18 protein-coding genes are annotated in these 18,510 nt (G+C 71.6%); 12 read left to right on the top strand and 6 right to left on the bottom strand.

The genetic code is table 11. From position 1 onward, the window contains the following. Nucleotide 1 precedes the first annotated feature (1 nt). On the bottom strand, nucleotides 2-850 hold the full coding sequence (locus ACIHAD_RS38350; protein ID WP_397359656.1) for a LysR family transcriptional regulator: 849 nt from the start codon (nucleotides 848-850) through the stop codon (nucleotides 2-4). Between the two features lie 169 nt (nucleotides 851-1,019). Between ACIHAD_RS38350 and ACIHAD_RS38345 the strand changes: the two genes are divergently transcribed. Next, nucleotides 1,020-2,090 (top strand): thiolase C-terminal domain-containing protein, encoded by a 1,071-nt coding sequence (locus ACIHAD_RS38345; protein WP_397359655.1) that lies wholly within the window; start codon nucleotides 1,020-1,022, stop codon nucleotides 2,088-2,090. A 6-nt stretch (nucleotides 2,091-2,096) separates the two neighbouring features. Here ACIHAD_RS38345 and ACIHAD_RS38340 read toward each other — a convergent pair whose 3' ends face one another. Further along, nucleotides 2,097-3,047, bottom strand: a complete 951-nt coding sequence (locus tag ACIHAD_RS38340; protein WP_397359654.1) for an N-acetylglucosamine kinase — start codon at nucleotides 3,045-3,047, stop codon at nucleotides 2,097-2,099. 79 nt (nucleotides 3,048-3,126) lie between these two features. Here ACIHAD_RS38340 and ACIHAD_RS38335 point away from each other — a divergent pair, with 79 nt between their 5' ends. Genes ACIHAD_RS38335 through ACIHAD_RS38315 form a run of 5 tightly spaced genes read left to right on the top strand, consistent with a single transcriptional unit; the run spans nucleotide 3,127 to nucleotide 7,990 of the window. Beyond that, complete coding sequence (locus ACIHAD_RS38335; protein ID WP_397359653.1) at nucleotides 3,127-3,996, top strand: MurR/RpiR family transcriptional regulator; 870 nt, start codon at nucleotides 3,127-3,129, stop codon at nucleotides 3,994-3,996. Next, entirely contained in the window at nucleotides 3,997-4,731 is a 735-nt protein-coding gene (locus ACIHAD_RS38330; protein WP_397359652.1) for a sugar isomerase domain-containing protein, read from the top strand. 17 nt (nucleotides 4,732-4,748) lie between these two features. After that, nucleotides 4,749-6,161, top strand: coding sequence for an N-acetylglucosamine/diacetylchitobiose ABC transporter substrate-binding protein (gene ngcE, locus ACIHAD_RS38325; protein WP_397359651.1), 1,413 nt, complete (start codon nucleotides 4,749-4,751; stop codon nucleotides 6,159-6,161). Continuing rightward, nucleotides 6,161-7,072 (top strand): carbohydrate ABC transporter permease, encoded by a 912-nt coding sequence (locus ACIHAD_RS38320; RefSeq protein ID WP_397359650.1) that lies wholly within the window; start codon nucleotides 6,161-6,163, stop codon nucleotides 7,070-7,072. Before ngcE ends, ACIHAD_RS38320 begins: the two co-directional genes overlap by 1 nt. After that, nucleotides 7,073-7,990, top strand: a complete 918-nt coding sequence (locus tag ACIHAD_RS38315; RefSeq protein ID WP_397359649.1) for a carbohydrate ABC transporter permease — start codon at nucleotides 7,073-7,075, stop codon at nucleotides 7,988-7,990. It begins immediately after the preceding gene. Between the two features lie 151 nt (nucleotides 7,991-8,141). On the opposite strand, the gene ACIHAD_RS38310 is transcribed toward ACIHAD_RS38315, so the two are convergent. Continuing rightward, nucleotides 8,142-8,633, bottom strand: coding sequence for a MarR family winged helix-turn-helix transcriptional regulator (locus tag ACIHAD_RS38310; protein ID WP_397359648.1), 492 nt, complete (start codon nucleotides 8,631-8,633; stop codon nucleotides 8,142-8,144). 67 nt (nucleotides 8,634-8,700) lie between these two features. Between ACIHAD_RS38310 and ACIHAD_RS38305 the strand changes: the two genes are divergently transcribed. From ACIHAD_RS38305 to ACIHAD_RS38295, 3 genes are all read left to right on the top strand, one after another. Beyond that, the gene (locus ACIHAD_RS38305; protein ID WP_397359647.1) at nucleotides 8,701-9,555 is read left to right on the top strand and encodes an alpha/beta fold hydrolase; all 855 of its coding nucleotides are present in this window, start codon (nucleotides 8,701-8,703) and stop codon (nucleotides 9,553-9,555) included. Nucleotides 9,556-9,719: 164 nt separating this feature from the next. Continuing rightward, a complete protein-coding gene (locus ACIHAD_RS38300) occupies nucleotides 9,720-10,634 on the top strand; it encodes an ABC transporter permease (RefSeq protein WP_397359646.1) in 915 nt (304 codons plus the stop codon). A gap of 52 nt (nucleotides 10,635-10,686) precedes the next feature. Beyond that, nucleotides 10,687-11,238, top strand: a complete 552-nt coding sequence (locus tag ACIHAD_RS38295) for a GNAT family N-acetyltransferase (RefSeq protein ID WP_397359645.1) — start codon at nucleotides 10,687-10,689, stop codon at nucleotides 11,236-11,238. Here ACIHAD_RS38295 and metE read toward each other — a convergent pair. Beyond that, on the bottom strand, nucleotides 11,229-13,373 hold the full coding sequence (gene metE, locus ACIHAD_RS38290; RefSeq protein WP_397359644.1) for a 5-methyltetrahydropteroyltriglutamate--homocysteine S-methyltransferase: 2,145 nt from the start codon (nucleotides 13,371-13,373) through the stop codon (nucleotides 11,229-11,231). The genes ACIHAD_RS38295 and metE overlap by 10 nt on opposite strands. 82 nt (nucleotides 13,374-13,455) lie before the next feature. Between metE and ACIHAD_RS38285 the strand changes: the two genes are divergently transcribed. Then, nucleotides 13,456-14,295, top strand: coding sequence for a LysR family transcriptional regulator (locus tag ACIHAD_RS38285; RefSeq protein ID WP_397359722.1), 840 nt, complete (start codon nucleotides 13,456-13,458; stop codon nucleotides 14,293-14,295). A gap of 7 nt (nucleotides 14,296-14,302) precedes the next feature. Here the strand turns inward: ACIHAD_RS38285 and ACIHAD_RS38280 are convergent, their stop codons facing one another. Together ACIHAD_RS38280 and ACIHAD_RS38275 are read right to left on the bottom strand one after the other, a co-directional pair. Further along, entirely contained in the window at nucleotides 14,303-14,983 is a 681-nt protein-coding gene (locus ACIHAD_RS38280; RefSeq protein ID WP_397359643.1) for a DNA alkylation repair protein, read from the bottom strand. Next, entirely contained in the window at nucleotides 14,980-15,651 is a 672-nt protein-coding gene (locus ACIHAD_RS38275; RefSeq protein ID WP_397359642.1) for a TetR/AcrR family transcriptional regulator, read from the bottom strand. Before ACIHAD_RS38275 ends, ACIHAD_RS38280 begins: the two co-directional genes overlap by 4 nt. A gap of 97 nt (nucleotides 15,652-15,748) precedes the next feature. Between ACIHAD_RS38275 and ACIHAD_RS38270 the strand changes: the two genes are divergently transcribed. After that, the gene (locus ACIHAD_RS38270; RefSeq protein ID WP_397359641.1) at nucleotides 15,749-16,903 is read left to right on the top strand and encodes an acetyl-CoA C-acetyltransferase; all 1,155 of its coding nucleotides are present in this window, start codon (nucleotides 15,749-15,751) and stop codon (nucleotides 16,901-16,903) included. A gap of 124 nt (nucleotides 16,904-17,027) precedes the next feature. Then, nucleotides 17,028-18,506 (top strand): glycoside hydrolase family 3 protein, encoded by a 1,479-nt coding sequence (locus ACIHAD_RS38265; RefSeq protein WP_397359640.1) that lies wholly within the window; start codon nucleotides 17,028-17,030, stop codon nucleotides 18,504-18,506. The last annotated feature ends 4 nt before the right edge of the window (nucleotides 18,507-18,510 follow it).

The raw sequence follows: 18,510 nt of genomic DNA, 5'->3' as shown, positions 1-18,510 counted from the left end.
GCTATCCAGATCGGGCGACGTGGCGGGCCGCGCTCACCACCTCGTGGACGTCGGCCTGCCGGTTCCACAGGAAGACCGCCTCCAGCGGCGGCACGTCCTCCTTGATGGGGACGAACACGAGCGCGTCGGGCACGGTGCTGCCCTCGTGGACGCACAGGCTGTAGCCCGCCCCCGCGCCCACCATGTCGATCACCAGGTCATGGGTGGCGGCGGCCGGGCCCAGCCGGGGATGCAGCCGGTGCCGGACGAACCCCTCCAGGAACCGCCGGGCCCCGGCGACCGCGTCCGACTCCGGCATGATCAGCGGCTCCGAGGCCAGGTCCGCCAGCGACAGCGCCTCCCGCCCGGCCAGGGGGTGGTCGCGCGGGAGCAGCGCGCGCACGGGGAAGCGGTGGACGAGCATGCGCGCCACGCCCCTGGGCAGCGAGCCGGGGGCGTAACCGAGGCCGGCCTGCAACGTGCCGTCGGCGATGGAGACCATCTGCTCGGCCGTGCTCATCGGCGCGATCCGCACCGGCACGTTCTGGAGCTGCGCGAGCAGGCGGGCGGCCACGTCGGCCAGCCCGTCGGCCACGCCCAGCCGGGTGGTGCGGCCCTTGCTGCGGGCGGCGGCCACGGCCCGTTCGTACGCGTCGAGCGCGACCGTGGCCTGGGCCAGGAACGCCTCGCCCGCCTCGGTGAGCCGCACGCCACTGGACGAACGGCTGAACAGCTCGACGCCAATCTCCTTCTCCAGCGCCCTGAGCTGCTCGGACAGCGTGGGCTGCGCGATGTGCAGCGCGGTCGCGGCGCGGCGCAGGCTGCCGGCGCGCGCGATCGCCATCGCGTACCTGACGTAGCGTAGATCCATCTCTCACCTCGGGGTGATGATGATGGGCTATCGGCTGATCACCTCTCCGTATTACAAGACGTGGCAGCCCGCGTGAAGACGTCCAGTCACGGCTTCTGTGCTCCCGCTGGTCAGGACCTCGTGGCGGCATTGCCAAGCAAGCGCTTGTATTGCTGTGGTAGCGTGCGGTATGCAGTCCTTCGCCGGGTGCGCGGCCGTGGCCGGGATCGGGATGACGGCGCTGACCAGGCGGTCGGGGCGCGGCGAGCTGGAGCTGGCCGCCGAGGCGTGCCGGGCCGCCTGCGCGGACGCCGGGATCGCGCCGGGCGAGATCGACGGGCTGCTGAGCTACCACATGAACGACTCCGCGCCGGTCGTCCAGGTCGCCCGCGCGCTGGGGATCGAGCGGCTGCGCTGGCACAACGACATCGCCGGGGGCGGGACGCAGGCGGCGTCCGTGCTGGGGGACGCGGCCATGCTGATCCACGCCGGCGTGGCCAGGAACGTCCTGGTCTTCCGGGCGCTCAACGGACGGTCGGGAACGCGGATGAACACCGCCTCCACCGGCCCCCTGGAACGCCACACCTACGGCCTGGCCGGGCCGATCCCGCTGTTCGCCATGGCCGCGACCCGCTACCTGCACGACACCGGCCTCACCGCCGAGCACCTGCACGCCGTGGTCGACCAGTCCAGGCGGAACGCCGCCGGCAACCCCCGCGCCCTGCGCCGCGACCCCCTGGACCTGGCCGCCTACCTGGCCAAACCGTACGTCTGCACGCCGCTGCGCACCGCCGACTGCTGCCTGGAGACCGACGGCGCGTGCGCGCTGGTGGTGAGCGGCGTCCTGGACGGGCCACGCATCCGGGCGGTCGTCCGCGGGGGCGGGCCGGGGTGCTCCTCCATGGACCGCTCGCCGGACGTGACGGCCGTCTTCTCCTCCTACGTCGCGCCCCTGTTGTGGGAGGCGTCCGGCATGCGGCCCTCGGACGTCGAGGCGGCGCTGCTCTACGACGCCTACTCCTGGCTGGTGCCCCGGCAGTTGGAGGACTTCGGGCTGGTGGCGCGGGAGGACCTGGGGGCGTACCTGCTGGAGCGGCGGCACGCCTGGGTGAACCCGCACGGCGGCCTGCTCTCCGAGGGGTACGTGCACGGGCTCAACAACGTGGCCCAGGCCGTGCGGGAACTGCGCGCCGGCCGCGGGACCGCCCTGGTGACCGGCTTCGGCGGCAGCTACGGCAGCGCGGCCCTCATCACCCGTTGAACGTGCTCAGGGAGTGAGCGTGAACGCGGCGTGCGAGGCCCTGCCGTCGTCGCCGGGCAGCACGCCGCGGGCCGCCAGCCAGGCCGCCGCGCCCGCCGCGTCGCGCGCCGTCGCCACCCGCTCGCCGGACAGCCGCGCCAGCACGGCCCGGCGCACCGGCCCCTCGCTGGTCAGCACGCTGCCCGCGAGCACGACGTCCCCCGAGACGTGCACCCGGCGCAGGGTGGCCACCAGGCGGTCGGCGGCCTCCTCGGCGACCTTGAGCGCCATCGGGTCGCCGGCCTCGGCCGCCCGGCTGACCAGGGCGGACAGGGCGGCCAGCCGCATGTGGTCGGCCTGCGCCAGCCGGACGAGCCGGTCGGCGACCGCGCGCGGCGACCCCGGACGCTCCTCGCCCAGGAAGTGCTCCACGACGAGCGCGACCAGGCTTCCCGGGGCGGCCGTCACGCCCTGGTCGAGCGCGGAGACCACGGCCTTGGCGGCGGCCCGGCCGATCCAGAAGCCCGAGCCCTCGTCGCCCAGCAGCCAGCCGAGCCCGTCGGCGATCGTGTCGATGCGGTGGCCGGTGATCCCGGCCGCGACCGCGCCCGTGCCCGACAGCAGCAGCGAGCCGTCGGGCTCGGCGGTGCCGGCGGCGTAGGCCACCGCCACGTCGCGCTCGATCAGCGGGCCCGCCTCGATGCCGTGGCCGGCCCACACCTGGGCCAGCTCGGGGACCAGCGTGTCGACCTGGCCCGCGACCCCGGCCAGCGAAGCCACGACCAGGCCGCCGTCGTGCGGCCCCAGCGCCTGGCCGAGCGCCGTGCCGATCGCCGCCACCGCCTTGGCCAGGCCGTGTGCCGAAGGGTTGCCGGCGCCCGCCCGCGCGTAGCCGACCCGGGTGCCGTCGAGGGTGTGGACGGAGACGCGCGTCGAGGTGGCTCCCGCGTCGACACCGACCACCAGCGATTTGGTCACGGTCAAATTCTGGGGGTTGACGTGACCGGGAAGCAAGAATAATTTTCGCCAGAAGACCGAGTATTCGGAAGGAATATTCGTGACTTCAGGAGCACTTGGGCGCGTCGAAACGGAACTGCCCGGTTTGCCGGAGGCGTTGCGCCGGGTCGGCGAGGTGATACTCGGCGATCCCGCCGAGGCCGCGCGGTCGACCATCATCGCGCTGGCCGAGCGGGCGGGCAGCTCGCCCGCCACCGTGACGAGGTTCTGCCGGGCCTTCGGCTTCTCCGGCTACGCCGAGCTGCGGGTCGCGCTCGCCACGGAGACCGGCAGGGCCGCGCAGGCCGGCTGGGGCGCCGGCGTCGGGCACGAGATCGGCCCCGACGACCCGCTCGACGCGGCCATCGAGGTGATGGCCGCCGCCGACGCCAGGCTCATCCAGGACACCGCCGCCCAGCTCGACCTCGCGGTGGTCGCCCAGGTCGCCGACGCCGTCGTCAGGGCCCGCCGGGTGCTCCTGATCGGCGTCTCCACCAGCGGGAACGTCGCCACCATGCTCGAAGGCAGGCTGCGTCGCATCGGCATCCCCGGCTGGAGCGCGGGCGACGCGCACGTGGCGCTGTCGGAGGCGGCGCTGCTCGGCGCGGACGACGTCGCCATCGGCATCAGCCACCGGGGCCGTACCCGCGAGGTCATGGAGGCGCTGGCCGAGGCGGGCAGCCACGGCGCGACCACGGTCGCGGTCACCTCCTTCGCCCGCTCGCCGCTGGCCGAGCTGGCCGACCTGGTGCTGACGACCGCCAGCAGGGAGACCACGTTCAGGCTGGGCGGGCTGGCTGCCGTGCACTCGCAGCTCTTCGTGCTCGACGCCGTCTACGTGGCGGTCGCGCAACGCACGTACGAGCGCACCAACGAGGCGTTCGAGCTGACGATCAGCGCGGTGGAGAGCCACCGCGTGGAGAGAGGCTGAATGAGGTACGCGTCCACGGCCCTCGCCCTCGCCGGACGGGTCGCCGAGAGCCAGGCGGAGCCGGTGCGCCGGGCCGCCGCTCTGATCGTCGCCGCGCTGCGCGACGGCGGGGTGGTCAACGCGTTCGGGTCGGGGCACTCCGAGGCCATCGCCATGGAGATCGCCGGACGGGCCGGCGGCCTGGTGCCCAGCAACCGCCTCTCCCCGCGCGACCTCGTCCTGTACGGCGGCCGGCCCCCGAGCGTGCTCACCCCCGAGCTGGAACGCGACCCGGCCGTCGCCCACGAGATCTACGACCTGGCCCCCGTCGAGCCGCAGGACGTGTTCGTCCTGGTCTCCAGCTCCGGCGTGAACGGCACGGTCGTGGAGCTGGCCACGCTGGTCAAGGAGCGCGGCCACCCGCTCGTCGCGATCACGTCGGTCGCGCACAGCACGCGCATGACCTCGCGCCATCCCTCGGGCGGCAAGCTCATGGACCTGGCCGACGTCGTGCTCGACAACGGCTCCCCGTACGGGGACGCCGTTCTCGACCTGCCGGACGGCGGCACGTACGGCGCGGTCTCCACGATCACCTCGGCGCTGCTCGCGCAGATGGTGGTCACCGAGGCGGTGGAGGAGCTCGTCGCCCTGGGCGAGCGGCCCCCCGTCTACCTGTCGGTCAACGTGACCGGCGGCGACGAGCACAACAAGGCCCTGGAGAGCCGATACGCAGGGCGCATACGACGAGGATCATGAAAATCTAGGAGCCATCAATGTCTGACACCCCCCATATCAGTCGTCGTCATCTCCTGCGCGGCGCGGCTCTCGTCCCCGTCGCGGGGGCGCTGGCCGCCTGTGCCACCCCCGCCGCCAAACCCACGGCCACCGCCTCGTCGGCCCCGGTGGCGACCAGCGCGGCCAACCCGTTCGGCGTGGCGGACGGCAAGCCGCTGGAGGTGTGGATCTTCGACGGCGGCTTCGGCCAGGACTACGCCAAGACCATCCACGAGCCGCTGTTCACGTCGAAGTACCCGAAGAGCACGATCAAGCACAACGCGACCAAGGAGATCACCAAGGTCCTCCAGCCGCGGTTCGCCGGCGGCAACCCCCCGGAGGTGATCGACAACTCCGGCGCCAACTTCATGGACTTCGGCGCCCTGTCCCAGGACGGCCAGCTCCAGGACCTCACCGCGCTGCTCGACGCGCCGAGCTGGGACGATCCCGCCGTCAAGGTCAGGGACACCATCGACCCGTCGGTCATCGAGATCGGCACCTACGACGGCAAGTTCAGCGTGCTGGGTTACGTGAACTACATCCACGGCATCTGGTACTCACAGAAGGTGTTCAGGGAGAACGGCTGGGAGATCCCCAAGACCTGGGACGAGTTCACCAAGCTCTGCGAGACGATCAAGAAGTCCGGCAAGATGGCGCCCTTCACGTACGCGGGCAAGTTCCCGCAGTACCTGTACGAGCCGCTGCTGACCATGGCCGCCAAGATCGGCGGCAACGAGGTGCTGGTCAACATCGACAACCTGGAGGACGGCGCCTGGACCACCGAGGCCATGAAGACCGCCGCCACGGCCTGGGCCGAGGTGGGCGCCAAGTACCTCATGGAGGGCACCACCGGCCTCGACCACGTGCAGACCCAGACGGCCCAGAACAAGTACAAGGTGGCGATGCTGCCGTCCGGGTCGTGGCTGGAGAACGAGCAGAAGAGCACCACCCCGCCCGACTTCGAGTACGGCATGTTCCCGATCCCCGACGTCACCGGCTCCGACAAGATGCCGTACGGCACCCTGCACACCCAGCCCGGCGAGAACTTCATGGTCTCGGCCAAGAGCCCCAACCCCCAGGCGGGCGTCGAGTACCTGCGCGGCATGTTGTCGAAGAAGGCGGCCGGCGACTTCAGCGAGATGGTCAAGACGGTGACCGCGGTCAAGGGCGCGACCGAGGGCCGGACGATCTCGCCCGGCGTCACCAGCGCCTCCAAGGCCGTCGCCGACGCGGGCGCCAACACCGTCTACTACCGCTGGTACACCTGGTACGGCCAGCTCAAGGACGAGGGCATCGCGGCCACCGGCGAGCTGATGTCCGGCGGCCTGACGCCGGAGAAGTACCTGGAGCGCATGCAGAAGAAGGCCGACGAGATCAAGAACGACTCCTCGATCAAGAAGTACAAGCGCTGATGTTGTTCAACAGGTATCGCCGTGGGCTGTTCATCACCGCGTTTCTGGCAGCCCCGGTGATCCTCTACCTCGTCTACGTCATCTCGCCGCTGCTCCAGGCGTTCAAGATCTCGATGACCGACTGGCGCGGCGTGACGGCCACACCGGACTTCATCGGGCTGGACAACTTCGTCCGGCTGTTCAAGGACGGCGTCTTCTGGAAGGCCGTCACCCACAACGCCATGCTGCTCGTGCTGCTGCCGCTGCTCACGATCGTGATCGCGCTGTTCTTCGCCTTCCTGCTCAACGTGGGCGGGCGCAAGGGCTCGTCGGGCATCGCGGGCTCGAAGTTCTACCGCGTGGTGTTCTTCTTCCCGCAGGTCCTGGCGGTGGCCGTGGTCGGGGTGCTGTTCCAGCAGGTGTTCCGGCCCGACGGCAGCGGCATGCTGAACGGGCCGCTGATCGCGCTCGGCGCCAAGCCGGTCGGCTTCCTGTCGGACCCGGACGTCGCCTTCTGGTCGGTGCTCGGCGTGCTGGTCTGGCAGGCGGTCGGCTTCTACGTCGTGCTGTTCTCGGCCGGGCTGGCCTCCATCCCACGCGACATGTTCGAGGCGGCGCAGATCGACGGCGCGGGCCGGTTCAGCCTGTTCTTCCGCATCACGCTGCCGCTGCTGTGGGACACGATCCAGGTGGCCTGGGTCTACCTCGGCATCCTGGCGCTCGACGCGTTCGCGATCGTGTGGGTGATGACCGACCAGCACGGCGGCCCCGACTGGTCGACCACCGTCATGGCCGCCGAGATCTACCGCAACGCCTTCCAGTACTTCCGCTTCGGCTACGCCTCGGCCCTGGGCGTCATGATGTTCTTCTTCACCGTCGGCTTCGCCATCCTCTCGCTGCGCCTGTCACGCCGCGAACGAATCGAGTACTAGATGACAACGACGACCACGTGGACGGTGGCGAACTCCCGCAAACTGGCCCGCCAGGAGCGCCGGCGGCGGCTCGGGCCGATGGCCGTGCTGTCCCACGTCGCGCTCCTGGTGTGGACGGTGCTCGTCGTGGTGCCGATCCTGTGGACCTTCCTGGCCTCGGTGAAGAGCGAGGACGAGATCTTCGGCGAGGCCTGGGGGCTGCCGGCCAAGCTCAACTGGGACAACTTCGCCCGTGCCTGGGAGCAGGCCCACATCGGGCAGTACATGCTCAACAGCGTCATCGTCGTCACCTTCAGCGTGGCCGGGACGATGCTGCTCGGCTCGATGGCCGCGTACGTGCTGGCGCGTTACCCCTTCCGCGCCAACCGGCCGATCTACTTCCTGTTCGTCTCCGGGCTGGCCTTCCCGGTCTACCTGAAGCTGACGCCGCTGTTCTTCGTCGTGCAGAACATGGGGGCGGTGCCGCTGGTGGGGCCGTACATCGGGCTGAACACGCACGCGGGGCTGGTGCTGGTCTACATCGCCTACTCGATGCCGTTCACGGTGTTCTTCCTGACGGCGTTCTTCCGGACGCTGCCCACGGCGGTGGGGGAGGCGGCCATGGTGGACGGCGCGTCGCACACCCGCGTCTTCTTCCAGATCATGTTGCCGATGGCCCGGCCCGGCATCATCAGCATCACGATCTTCAACGTGCTCGGCCAGTGGAACCAGTACCAGCTCCCGCTGGTGCTGTTGCAGGACCGGGACAAGTGGGTGCTCACGCAGGGGATCGCCGACATCTCGACGGCCGCCGGGTACGACCAGGACTGGTCGGCCCTGTTCGCCGCCCTGACGCTGGCGATCCTGCCGATGCTGGTCGTGTACACGGTCTTCCAGCGCCAGATCCAGTCCGGCCTGACCTCGGGAGCCCTCAAATAGGGGGTGTCGCCGAGCTCAATGGTCTTCGCCGAGGGGGCGCCAGCGGCCCGGTCGTTGGACTGGTTGACGAGGATGTCGTCGTCGTAGCGGAACAGCGAGGCGTACAAAGTGGTGGAGTGCCGACCACGCTCACCTTCGCCGAGCCGTTGACCTAGTGCTGGGCGGCGCGTTCCAGGGTGACGGCCTCGTGCACGTCGTTGAGGAAGCGCTCGATCGTCGCCTGCTCCGTGGCGTCGAACCGGCCCATGAGGGCGACGATCTCCCGGATGAGCGGGCCGAAGAAGCTCCAGCCGAGTGCGACGGCGCTCTCGTCCACCTTCAGCAGCACCCGCCGGCGGTCTCGGGTGTCGCGTTCCCGGCGTACGTGACCGAGTCTCTCCAGGCGGTCGATCACCGCCGTGGTGCCCGCGGAGTTGAGGCCGAGGTGCGCGCCCAGCGTTCCGGGGGTGGCGGGGGAGCCGGTGCGGGCGGCGTCCAGGAGGCAGATGAGGGCGCGCACGTCGGTCGGGTGAAGGGCGTTCCCGGCGGCGAATCTTTCTCCCATGCGGTCGATCTCCACGGTGATGGCGCGCAGCAGATGGACCAGCCGCATCCCGGCGTCCTGATCGTCCACGTTCCCGGCATGCTCCCGCCGCATCGTCATGCCACCAGTATGGCATTATCTCGCTGAACGAGATTGTTGTTGAGCGAGCTATTCAGCGAGGTGCGGCATGTCCGACGCGGCCACGGCCTTCCTCTCCGCCTACGACGCGGTTCTTGAACGCTGGCCGGTTCCGGTCGAGGCGATCGATCTGCCGTCGGCGTACGGCACGACCCGGGTGAACGCGTGCGGCCCCGCCGACGGCCCGCCGCTGGTCCTGCTGCACGGCGGCGGCACCACGGCGGCGATGTGGTTCGCCAACGTCGCCGCGTTCGCACGGCGTCATCGGGTGTACGCCGTGGACCGCATCGGCGAGCCGGGGCGCAGCCTCCGGGGCGAACGCCCTCCTCGGGACGTCGGCGACCTGCTCGGCTGGCTGGACGGGGTGCTCGACGGGCTCGGGATCGACAGCGCCGCGGTGTGCGGGCACTCCCACGGCGGGTGGATCGCCCTGACGTACGCCCTCCACGCGCCCCGGCGGGTCCGGCGGCTCGTCCTCCTCGACCCGACGCGGTGCTTCGGCGGGTTCCGGGCCGGATACCTGGCCCGCGCGTTGCCGTTCCTGCTGCGGCCGACGGCCTCGCGCGCGCGGGCCTTCCTGGCGTGGGAGACCGGCGGCGCGCCCGCCGACCCCGCCTGGCTGCGGCTCTACGGCCTGGCCGCGGAGTTCCCGGACACGAAGGTCGTCACCGGGAAGCGGCCCGAGCCCGGATCGCTGCGCGTGCTCACCACGCCGGCCCTCGTGCTCGTCGCCGGGCGTGGCAAGGCGCACTCCCCGCACCGCGTCGCCTCCGCCGCCGCCCGCCTGCTGCCGCACGCGCGGACCGCGGTGCTGCCGCGCCTGTCCCATCACGCGATGCCGTGGCACGAGCCCGCCGACCTCAACGCCCGCGTCGTCGATTTCCTCGACGGACGAGCCACCTGACTCGACGTCTGCGCCTCCGACCCCCTCAGCCTCCGACCCCCTCAGCCGCCGGCCCCCTCAAGTGGAACCGCGTCCCTCGGAGGCGCGCGAGGACGCCCGTCCCGCCGCCCCGGAACCTAGACTCCTTGGCATTCCGCGATCGCAGCAGGCCGTGAGGAGACTCCATGTCATCAGCGCCCGAGCAGAACTCACTCGCCGCACTCGCGACCCGTCACGGGCTGCGGCGATCCGTGGCCCGGCCGGACATGCACGTCTACCTGCGCCGATTATGGGAGCGCCGGCACTTCATCCTGGTGTACGCGACCTCGCGCACCGCCTCGAAATACTCCGCCTCCGCGCTCGGGCAACTCTGGCAAGTGGTGACGCCGCTGCTGAACGCCGGCATCTACTGGGTCATGTTCGGCCTCGTCCTGGGCGGACAGGACCACATCGAGAACTACGCGGCGTTCCTCGTCACGGGGATGTTCGTCTTCACCTACAGCCAGCGGTCGGCCTCGGCGGGGGCCAAGTCCGTCTCGGGGAACCTCTCGCTCATCCGCGCCCTGCACTTCCCCCGCGCCGCGCTGCCCCTGGCCTACACCCTTCAGGAACTGCGGCAGTCGGCCATCTCCATGGGCGTGCTGCTCGTCCTCGTGGTCGTCATGGGGGAGTTCCCCACCTGGTTCTGGCTGCTGATCCCGGTCGCCCTGCTCCTGCAGACGATGTTCAACACCGGGCTGAGCCTGGTCCTGGCGCGGTTGGGGGCCTCGCTGCGCGACGTGAACCAGCTCCTGCCGTTCGTCCTGCGGACCTGGCTGTACGCCTCCGGGGTCTTCTTCTCGATCCAGTACAAGATCGTGGGATATCCGGACCCGGTCACCGGCAAGCCGGTCGGCGGGGTCGGGCTGCCGCAGTGGGTGGCCGACGTCATGTATCTCAACCCCGCCGCCTCCACCATCGAGTTCATGCGCGACATCCTGATCCACGCCTCCAGCCCTCGCCAGCTCGTCTGGCTGAGCTGCGCGTTCTGGGCGGTCGCCGGACTGGTCCTCGGGCTCTGGTATTTCTGGCGGGCCGAGGACACCTACGGGCGCGGGTGAGGGCCGGAAAAGGGTTCGCGTGTGGGGGGCGTGCTCTGGTTTGCTCCACATCATGACGTCTGCGTGGGTGGGCGAGCGCGTGCGCCTGAGAGCCATCGAACCGGAGGACTGGGAGGCGTTCCTCTCCTTCGACGAGGACACCGACGCGGCCAGGAACGGCTGGCGGCTGCACCCGCCCCGCTCGGCCGCCCAGGCGAAGAAGTGGGCCACCGAACTGGCCGAGCAGGAGTCCGACCTGGACGAGCTCCGCCTGGTGATCGCCGCCGCGGACGACGGCCGCCCGGTCGGCATGATCAACACCCACGAGGTCGAGCGCATGCACGGCACGTTCTGCTACGGCATCTCCGTCGGCACCCCGTACCACCGCAAGGGCTACGCCACCGAGGCGGTCGTCCTGCTGCTGCGCTACATGTTCGCCGAGCGCCGCTTCCAGAAGGCCGAGGCGTGGGTCTACAGCTCCAACGAGCCGTCGCTGACCCTGCACCGGCGGCTGGGCTTCGTCGAGGAAGGCCGCCGGCGCAGGAGCCGCTTCGCCGCCGGGCGTTACGACGACGAGGTCCTGTTCGGGATGACGGTCGAGGAGTTCACCGCGCTCTACGGCTGAAGCTCGGCCCGCAGCCGCCGGGTGGCCTCGACGACGTGCGCCAGCGAGGCTTCCACCTCCTCGTACGTGCGCGTCTTCAACCCGCAGTCGGGGTTGACCCACACCCGCTCGGCCGGCAGCGCCGCCAGCGTCCTGCGCAGCAGGCCCTCGACCTCGTCCGCGCCGGGCACGCGCGGGGAGTGGATGTCGTACACGCCGGGCCCGAGGCCGCGGCCGAACGCGCGCACCGCGCCCAGGATGCGCGCCCCCGAACGGGCCGACTCGATCGTGGTGACGTCGGCGTCCAGGCCGTCGATGGCGGCCAGGATCTGGTCGGCGTCCGAATAGCACAGGTGGGTGTGGATCTGGGTGCGGTCGGCCGCGCCCGAGGTGGCCCGCCGGTAGGCCGTCACCGCCCACTCCAGGTAGTCGGCCTGCGCGGCCCGCCGCAGCGGCAGCAGCTCGCGCAGCGCGGGCTCGTCCACCTGGATGATCGACACCCCGGACGCCTCCAGGTCGCGCACCTCCTCGCGCACCGCGTCGGCGACCTGGAACACCACGTCGCGCAGCGGCAGGTCGTCGCGGACGAACGACCAGGCCACGATCGTCACCGGCCCGGTGAGCATGCCCTTGACCGGCTTGTCGGTGAGCGACTGCGCGTAGGAGGCCCAGCGTACGGTGATGGGCCCCGGACGGCCGACGTCGCCGTGCAGGATCGGCGGCCGGGTGCAGCGCGACCCGTACGACTGGACCCAGCCGTTCCTGGTGACCGCGAACCCGTCCAGGTGCTCGGCGAAGTACTGCACCATGTCGTTGCGCTCGGGCTCGCCGTGCACGAGGACGTCCAGGCCGAGGCGCTCCTGCACCCTGACGACGCGCTCGATCTCGGCCTCGACGCGCCGCTCGTAGCCGTCCTCGGACAGCGTGCCGGCCACGACGGCCGCCCGCGCCGCGCGCAGCTCGCCGGTCTGGGGGAAGGAGCCGATGGTGGTGATCGGCAGCGCGGGCAGGCGCAGGTGAGCGGCCTGGGCGGCGGCCCGCACCGCGTACGGCGCCCGCTCCTGCGGCGCGGCGGGGGCGGTCAGCGCCACCGAGGGCCCGGCCGGGACCGGCCCACGGAAGTCCGACCGGGCCAGCGCCACGACCTCGGCCACCTTCTGCTCGGCGAACGCCAGCCGTTCCCGCAGCGCCGGATCGAGGTCGGGTTCGGCGTCCACGTCGTAGGGCACGTGCAGCAGCGAGCACGACGTGCTCACCGTCACCCGGTCCGCCCGCACGCCGCCCAGGGCGGCCAGCGCGCGTTCCGGCGAGGTGCGCCAGACGTCCCGGCCCGACACCACGCCCGCGACCACGGTCTTGCCCGGCAGGTCGGGTACGGCGCCGCCGCGCACCAGGTCCACGCCGACCGCCTCCACGGGCGTGCCGGCCAGCACCGGCAGCGCGGCGCCGAGGTCGCCGAAGTAGGAGGCCACGAACAGCCCCGGGCGGGAGGTCGCCGACCCCAGCCGGTCGTAGGCGCCGCGCACGGCCTCCAGCTCCTCGGGCGTGCGGTCGCCGACCAGCGCCGGCTCGTCGAGCTGCACCCAGGCGACGCCCTCGGCGGCCAGCGCCGCGAGCAGCTCCTCGTAGCAGCCGAGCACGTCCTCCAGCCGATCGGGCGCCCCGGCCAGCAGCAGGAACGTCACCGGCCCGACCACGACGGGACGCGTCTCGTAACCCAGCGCGCGGGCCTCGCGCACCTCGGCGAGCGGCTTGGAGGCGTCCAGCTTGAAGACGGTCTCCGGGCCGATCTCCGGCACGATGTAGTGGTAGTTGGTGTCGAACCACTTCGTCATCCGCAGCGGCGCCAGGCCCTCGGTGCCCCTGGCCATCGCGAAGTAGGGGTCCTCGGCCGCGCGGTAGCGCTCGGGCACCGCGCCCAGCAGCACCGCCGTGTCCAGCACGTGGTCGTACAGGGAGAAGGTGTTGGACGGCAGCCCTTCGAGGCCGAGCTCGGCCAGCCTGCGCCAGGTCCGCTCCCTGATCTCCGCGCCCGTCCGCTCCAGCTCCGCCCGGCCGGACCGCCCGTCCCAGTACGACTCCAGCGCCCGCTTCAGCTCCCGTCGCGGCCCGATCCTCGGATATCCGAGCACCGTGGACGTGGGGAATGGCGACATCTCAGCTCCTCGATCACGTCGGTCAGATGGCGGAATCGTGTCGGGCGCCGCCGAGGTCATGCATCATCGATAAGTGCTGCTTATGCTCAAGGAGATCCACTGCTTCCTCCTGGTCGCCGAGCGGCTCGGCTTCTCGGCCGCCGCCGCCGACCTCGGTATGTCGCAGCCGGCCGTCAGCCAGGCCATCACCCGGCTCGAACGCGCCGCCGGGGTCAGGCTCTTCGAGCGCAACGCCCGCGAGGTGCGGCTCACGGCCGAGGGGAAGGGCCTGCTGCCGTACGCCCGGCAGATGCTCGAATCGGCGCAGGCGTTCACCGCCGAGGCCGCCAGGCTGGCCCGCCCGACCATTCATCTGGCTTATCCACCCCTGGTGGGGACGCTCGCCGCGCGCATCGCCAGGCGGCTGGCCGGGCGCGCTCCGGCGATCGGCGTGGAGCTCGTCGTGGCCGGCCGGGGCGCGGCGGCCCAGGCACTGGGGAGCGGGGAGGTCTCGGCCGCGATCCTGGCCACGCCGGCGCCCGCGCAGTTCGTCACGGCGGCCCGCTTCCACGTCACCGTGGACCATCTGGCCGTCCCGCTCGGGCACCGGCTGGCCGGGTACGGCAGGGTCACGCCGGACGATCTGGGCGGGCAGGTGCTGCTGACGCCGGGCAGCCGGCCGTGGGCGGGGCTGCCGGGGCGTTCGCGGATGGTGGCCGACGACGACTTCGCCGCCGCGCTCGACCTGGTGGCCGCCGGGGCGGGGCTGCTGCCGATCCCGCAGCTCCTGGTCAGGGCCGTCAGGCGGGAGGACGTGCGGTTCGTGCCGCTGGAGGCGGGGGAGCTGCGCATCACCTACGCGCTGGCCTGGGCGCGCGAGCGGGTGACCCCGGAGCTGATGGCGCTGGTCCAGGCGGTGCAGGACGCGCTGTGGACCAGGTGAGGAGGGTCTAGCCGGCGGGCAGGTTCTTCAGCGCCTCCCGGCGGCTCAGGCCCGAGATGCCCTTGGCGCGGACGTACCGGACGACCTCGTCGGGGTTGGTCTTGGCGTACTCGCGTAAGGCCCAGCCGATGGCCTTGCGGGCGAAGAAGTCGGTGTCGGACAGGCTGGGCTCGATGCAGGCGTACAGCAGGGCGGTGTCGGTGCGGGACTTGAAGCGGTTCTGGCACAGGATCGCCGTACGGCGCTTCCACAGGTCGTCGGCGGCGGCCCAGTCCAGCATGAGCGGGCGCATGGTGTCGGGGAAGGCGGTCAGCAGGCCGCCGACGCGGTGGGTGGCCAGCTCGTCGACCAGGTCCCACCAGGCGCCCGTGACGACCATCTCCTCGTACATCGGCACGGTGTAGAGGGTCTGGAAGTCGCGGTAGTAGTGGTAGCCGGTCAGCTCGACGGCGGCGTAGCGCTCCTCGCGGTACTCGGCCTCCCGCCACAGCGAGAGCACCGCGCGCCGCCACTCCGGCGCGGAGTCGATGCGGTGGTCGGCGAACACCCGCCTGAGCGCCGCCCGCCTCGGCGTCGCCTGCACGCCGAGGAAGGGCATCTCCGACTTCATGTACGCGCGCATCGGCTCGGCCTTGTGCGGCTCGGCGATCTCCTGCAGTGCCAGCCGCACCGCCTTGCCGAGGCTCATCCCTGGCGCTGGGTCGTGCGCTCGCCGGTGGCGAGGCCGTCGAACAGCACGGTGATGTAGTGCTCGGCCAGGGCGGTGGTGTTGAGCCTGCCGCCGGGACGGAACCAGCGCACGGCCACCCAGATGGTGTCGCGGATCATCCGGTAGGTCAGCTTGGGGTCGACGTCGGCCCTGAACAGCCCGGCCGCCTGGCCGGCCTTGATCTGGGCCACCCAGATCTGCTCGACCTCGTCCTCGGCCTTGACCAGGTAGTTGAAGCGCTCGAACTGGCGCAGGTAGTTCCAGTCGTTCTGCATGACGGTGATCGCGGCGCGATGGGGCTCCAGCGTGCCGAAGCCGATGCGGACCATCTCCGACAGGACCGTGCGGGCGTCGGCGTTGTTGTCGACGGCGGCGCGGTAGCGGGCGATGAGGTCGTCGAGGAAGGTGGACAGCACCTCGTCGACGATCGTCTCCTTGGAGTCGAAGTGGTGGTAGAGGCTCCCGGACAGGATGCCCGCCTCGTCGGCGATCTCGCGTACGGTCGTGGCCTGGAAGCCCTTGCGCGCGAAGAGCTCCGCGGCGAGTTTGACGAGGTGGTCGCGCCGCTCTGACGCCGCCCCCGAGGAGGTGGCGCGCTGGCGCTTCGCCGGTGACGTGGTGGTGCCGGAGTTCTTTCGCGTGGTCACGTTTCCATTATGAGCCCTCAGACAATCGCTTGTTCACGCATCAGCCCCAGCTCATACGGCGTTACCTTGCGTACCAAGCGCTTGTTAGGATGCGAAGATGAACGAGGCTTACATCGTCGCAGCCGTCCGCAGCCCGGTCGGGCGCAGGAACGGCGGGCTGGCCGCGGCCCACCCGGCCGACCTGGGCGCGCACGTGCTGCGCGAGCTGATGGACCGCGCGGACGCCGACCCCTCCGCCGTCGAGGACGTGATCTTCGGCTGCGTGGACACGATCGGGCCGCAGGCCGGCGACGTCGCGCGCACCTGCTGGCTGGCCGCCGGGCTGCCCGAGGAGGTGCCGGGCGTCACCGTGGACCGCCAGTGCGGCTCCTCGCAGCAGGCCCTGCACTTCGCCGCCCAGGCCGTGCTGTCGGGCACGAGCGACCTGGTGGTCGCGGGCGGCGTGCAGAACATGAGCATGATCCCGATCTCCTCGGCCATGCTGGCGGGCCGGCCGCTCGGGCACGAGAACCCCGTCGCCGGGTCCAAGGGCTGGGCCGCGCGGTACGGCACGGCGGAGGTCTCCCAGTTCGCCGGAGCCGAGCAGATGGCGGTGGCCTGGGACCTGTCGCGCGAGGACATGGAGCGCCATGCCTACGAGTCGCACCGCCGCGCGTTGCGGGCCGTGGACGAGGGGCGCTTCCGGCGCGAGATCGTCTCCTACGAGGGTGTCGCCGACGACGAGGCGCCGCGCAGGGACACCACGCCGGAGAAGATGGCCGCGCTGAGGCCGCTGGCCGAAGGGGGGCGGCTCACGGCGGCGCTGGCGTCCCAGATCTCCGACGGCGCGGCGGCGCTGCTGGTCGCCTCGCCCCGGGCCGTACGCGACCACGGGCTGACCCCGCGCGCCCGCGTGCACCACCTGTCGGCGCGCGGCGCGGACCCGATCATGATGCTCTCCGCGCCCATCCCCGCCACGGCTCACGCCCTGGGCAGGACCGGCATGGCCATCGACGACTTCGACGCGATCGAGATCAACGAGGCGTTCGCCTCGGTCGTGCTGGCCTGGATCAAGGAGACCGGCGCCGACCCGGCCCGGGTGAACCCCAACGGCGGCGCCATCGCGCTCGGCCATCCGCTCGGCGCGACCGGCGCGGTCCTGACCGTGAAGCTGCTGCACGAGCTGGAGCGCACCGGCGGCCGGTACGGCCTGCAGGCCATGTGCGAGGGCGGCGGACAGGCGAACGTCACCGTCATCGAGCGCCTCGCCTGAAAGCCGCGCGGCGGCGATCGGAGTGGCCATTTCCGGCAATGGTTGAATTCGACACGGAAGGAACCGGGCTGACATCAGAAAATGCCTCTAGCAAATAGGAAACTTTCCTATTAGATTTCGGTTCATGCCCCTCAGCGGTGACCTTCTTCGCCTTGCCGACGCCGTCCTTCTCCCCGGCTTCGTCGGACGGACGCCTCCGGACTGGATCCTCCGCCGACTCGGCGAGGGGCTGGCCGGTGTGGTGCTGTTCTCCCGCAACATCGCCGACCCCGCCCAGGTGGCCCGGCTCACCGCCGCACTGCGCGCGGAGAACCCCGCGGTGCTCGTCGGCACCGACGAGGAGTCCGGCGAGGTCACCCGGCTGGAAGTGAGCACCGGCAGCAGCCGTCCCGGCGGGTACGCGCTGGGCGTCGTGGACGACGTCGGCCTCACCGAGGCCCTGGCCAGGGACCTGGGCGGCGAACTGGCGACGGCCGGCATCACGATCGACTTCGCCCCCTCCGCCGACGTGAACTCCAACCCGGACAACCCGGTCATCGGCCTGCGCGCCTTCGGGGCCGACCCCGCGCTGGTGGCCCGGCACACCAGGGCGTTCGTCCGGGGCCTGCAGTCGGCCGGGGTGGCCGCCTGCGCCAAACACTTCCCCGGCCACGGGGACACCACCGTCGACTCCCACCACGGCGTGCCCGTGGTGGCCGACGCCGGCATCGAGGAGGCGCTCTTCCCGTTCCGGGAGGCGATCAAGGAGGGGGTCAGGTCGATCATGACCGGCCACCTGCTCGTGCCCTCCTACGACGCCGAACTGCCCGCCACGCTCAGCCCGAAGGTCCTCACGGGCCTGCTGCGCGAGGAACTGGGCTTCCAGGGAATGATCATCACGGACGGCATGGAAATGGCCGCGGTGTCGGGGGCGTACGGGATCGGGGGCGCCTCCGCCCGGGCCCTAGCCGCGGGGGCCGACGCGATCTGCGTGGGCGGCGAGCGGGCCGACGAGGCCACCGCCGTCGAGGTCCGCGACGCCATCGCCGCCGCCGTGACCGAAGGACTGCTGCCCGAGGAGCGACTGGCCGACGCCGCACGCAGGGTCCGCGAGCTGGCCGCCTGGACCACCTCCTCGGGCAGCCCCGTACCGGAGGACGGCTACCTCGGGCTCTCCGCGGCCCGCCGGGCCGTACGCGTCACCCGCAGGTCGACGGTGGCCGTGCTGCCGCTCACCGGGGCGGCGCACGTGGTCGAGCTGACGCCCGAGATGAACCTGGCCATCGACAAGGGCACCCCGTGGGGCGTCGGCGAGCCGCTCGGCCGGCTGCTGCCCGGCACCGCCGTCACCCGGCTCGCGGCCGGGGACACGACCGGGGCCCGGCTGGAGCGGCTGATCGGCGAGGCGGCGCAGCGTCCGCTGGTGATCGTGGTCCGCGACGCCCACCGCTACGCCTGGCAGGGGGAGGCGCTGCGGCACCTGCTCAGCGCCCGCCCGGACGCCGTCGTCGTCGAGATGGGCCTGCCCGCCCGCTCCGACCTCGGCGCCGTGCACATCGCCACGTACGGGTCGGCGCGGGTCTGCGGCCAGGCGGCGGCGGAGGTGCTCACCGGTACGCTGTGACACC

It is taken from the genome of Nonomuraea sp. NPDC052265, from assembly GCF_044547985.1.
Lineage (GTDB): Bacteria > Actinomycetota > Actinomycetes > Streptosporangiales > Streptosporangiaceae > Nonomuraea.
Note: the sequence above shows the minus strand (reverse complement) of the source record. Positions and strands in the feature narration are given on the sequence as shown.

Bases quoted from the DNA above. Each gene is read 5' to 3' on its own strand.
- ACIHAD_RS38350 (WP_397359656.1), bottom strand. From the start codon at position 850: ATGGATCTACGCTACGTCAGGTACGCGATGGCGATCGCGCGCGCCGGC.
- ACIHAD_RS38345 (WP_397359655.1), top strand. From the start codon at position 1,020: ATGCAGTCCTTCGCCGGGTGCGCGGCCGTGGCCGGGATCGGGATGACG.
- ACIHAD_RS38330 (WP_397359652.1), top strand. From the start codon at position 3,997: ATGAGGTACGCGTCCACGGCCCTCGCCCTCGCCGGACGGGTCGCCGAG.
- ngcE (WP_397359651.1), top strand. From the start codon at position 4,749: ATGTCTGACACCCCCCATATCAGTCGTCGTCATCTCCTGCGCGGCGCG.
- ACIHAD_RS38320 (WP_397359650.1), top strand. From the start codon at position 6,161: ATGTTGTTCAACAGGTATCGCCGTGGGCTGTTCATCACCGCGTTTCTG.
- ACIHAD_RS38315 (WP_397359649.1), top strand. From the start codon at position 7,073: ATGACAACGACGACCACGTGGACGGTGGCGAACTCCCGCAAACTGGCC.
- ACIHAD_RS38310 (WP_397359648.1), bottom strand. From the start codon at position 8,633: ATGACGATGCGGCGGGAGCATGCCGGGAACGTGGACGATCAGGACGCC.
- ACIHAD_RS38305 (WP_397359647.1), top strand. From the start codon at position 8,701: ATGTCCGACGCGGCCACGGCCTTCCTCTCCGCCTACGACGCGGTTCTT.
- ACIHAD_RS38300 (WP_397359646.1), top strand. From the start codon at position 9,720: ATGTCATCAGCGCCCGAGCAGAACTCACTCGCCGCACTCGCGACCCGT.
- ACIHAD_RS38295 (WP_397359645.1), top strand. From the start codon at position 10,687: ATGACGTCTGCGTGGGTGGGCGAGCGCGTGCGCCTGAGAGCCATCGAA.
- metE (WP_397359644.1), bottom strand. From the start codon at position 13,373: ATGTCGCCATTCCCCACGTCCACGGTGCTCGGATATCCGAGGATCGGG.
- ACIHAD_RS38285 (WP_397359722.1), top strand. From the start codon at position 13,456: ATGCTCAAGGAGATCCACTGCTTCCTCCTGGTCGCCGAGCGGCTCGGC.
- ACIHAD_RS38280 (WP_397359643.1), bottom strand. From the start codon at position 14,983: ATGAGCCTCGGCAAGGCGGTGCGGCTGGCACTGCAGGAGATCGCCGAG.
- ACIHAD_RS38270 (WP_397359641.1), top strand. From the start codon at position 15,749: ATGAACGAGGCTTACATCGTCGCAGCCGTCCGCAGCCCGGTCGGGCGC.
- ACIHAD_RS38265 (WP_397359640.1), top strand. From the start codon at position 17,028: ATGCCCCTCAGCGGTGACCTTCTTCGCCTTGCCGACGCCGTCCTTCTC.